We start from the raw sequence: 1,503 nt of genomic DNA on the forward strand, positions 1-1,503 counted from the left end.
GCCGGGCCGGAGCGGCGCCGGTGCGTCCCGACGAGATGGCCGAGGCGGCCGAGAAGCTGGCCGCCGAGCATGATCTGGTGCTGGTCGAGGGCGCGGGCGGACTGCTCGTACGGTACGACGAACGAGGCGGGACGCTCGCGGACGCGGCCCGGCTGCTGGGCGCTCCGGTGCTGATGGTGGTGCCGGCCGGGCTCGGCACGCTCAATATGACCGCGCTCACCGCAGAGGCGCTGCGCACGAGATCGCTGACGCTCGCGGGCGTGGTGGTCGGAAGCTGGCCGGCCGCGCCCGGTCTCGCGGAGCGCTGCAATCTGGCGGATCTGCCGGAGGCGGCGGATGCTCCGCTGCTGGGCGCGGTGCCGGAGGGCGCGGGCTCGCTGGATCCGGTGGAGTTCCGGGCGCGGGCGCCGAGGTGGCTGGCGCCCGGGCTGGACGGCCGGTGGGACGCGGCGCGGTTCGCAGCGGAGGCCGGGGCCGGGCCGGAGTTTCCCGCCGAGGACAGCTGAGCGGCGGTCGCCGTCCGTCGCCCTCGTCCTGTCCGACCAGCTCTTCGATATAGCAGTTCACACTGATCCCACGCTGCGATGCCCGCCGCCGCGCGGTCCCTCCGTCGCTGACCGAATATGGGACGGAGGTGAACCGATGACCGAAGTGCTGCTGCTCGTGGTGGCGATCGTGCTGTCGCTCGCCTGCGGGGCCTTCGTCGCCGCGGAGTTCTCTCTGACCACCGTCGAACGCGGTGAGCTGGAACGGGCCGCCGAGCGCGGGGAGCGGGGCGCGGCCGGGGCGCTGAGGGCCGTACGGAGTCTCACGTTCCAGCTCTCCGGTGCGCAGCTCGGTATCACCGTGACCAATCTCGTCGTCGGCATGCTCGCCCAGTCGTCGGTCGCGAAGCTGATCCGCGGTCCGGTGGAGGCCGTGGGGCTGTCGCCCTCGGTGGCCTCCTCGGTGGCGCTGGTCATCGGTACGGCCCTGTCGACGGTCTTCCTGATGGTCGTCGGCGAGTTGGTGCCGAAGAACTGGGCGATCTCGTCACCGCTGGCCGTCGCCAAGGTGGTGGGCACTCCGCAGCGCTGCTTCTCCTCGGCCTTCCGCCCGTTCATCCGCCATCTCAACAACACGGCGAACCGGATCGTACGCGGCTTCGGCCTTGAGCCCATCGAGGAGCTGGCCTCCGCGCGCAGCCCGCAGGAACTGGTCGCGCTGGCCTGGCACTCGGCGAAGGAGGGCGCGCTGGAGCAGGACACCGCCGAGCTGTTCGTACGGACCCTGAGCCTGGCCGGGCTGACCGCGGAGAATGTGATGACTCCGCGGGTACGCGTGATGGCCCTGGACGAACGCGCCACGGCGGAGGATGTCGCCAACGCCACCCGCGCCAGCGGTCTGTCGCGCTTTCCCGTCTACCGGGACAGTCTCGACACGGTGGTCGGGATCGCGCACATCAAGGACGTACTGGCGGTTCCGGCGGCGGGCCGGCCCCGGCGCACGGTGGCCGAGCTGCTG

Annotated in this window: 2 protein-coding genes; both read left to right on the forward strand. The window is 72.0% G+C overall.

Annotation, left to right across the window (positions count from 1 at the left end):
- Nucleotides 1–506: ATP-dependent dethiobiotin synthetase BioD (gene bioD / locus GA0115259_RS35345; protein ID WP_141716826.1), on the forward strand; the 506-nt coding region annotated here is incomplete at its 5' end.
- Nucleotides 507–642: 136 nt separating this feature from the next.
- Nucleotides 643–1,503 (forward strand): hemolysin family protein (locus GA0115259_RS35350; RefSeq protein WP_141716827.1); only part of this gene is annotated, 861 nt, incomplete at its 3' end.

It is taken from the genome of Streptomyces sp. MnatMP-M17 (assembly GCF_900091995.1).
GTDB lineage: Bacteria > Actinomycetota > Actinomycetes > Streptomycetales > Streptomycetaceae > Streptomyces.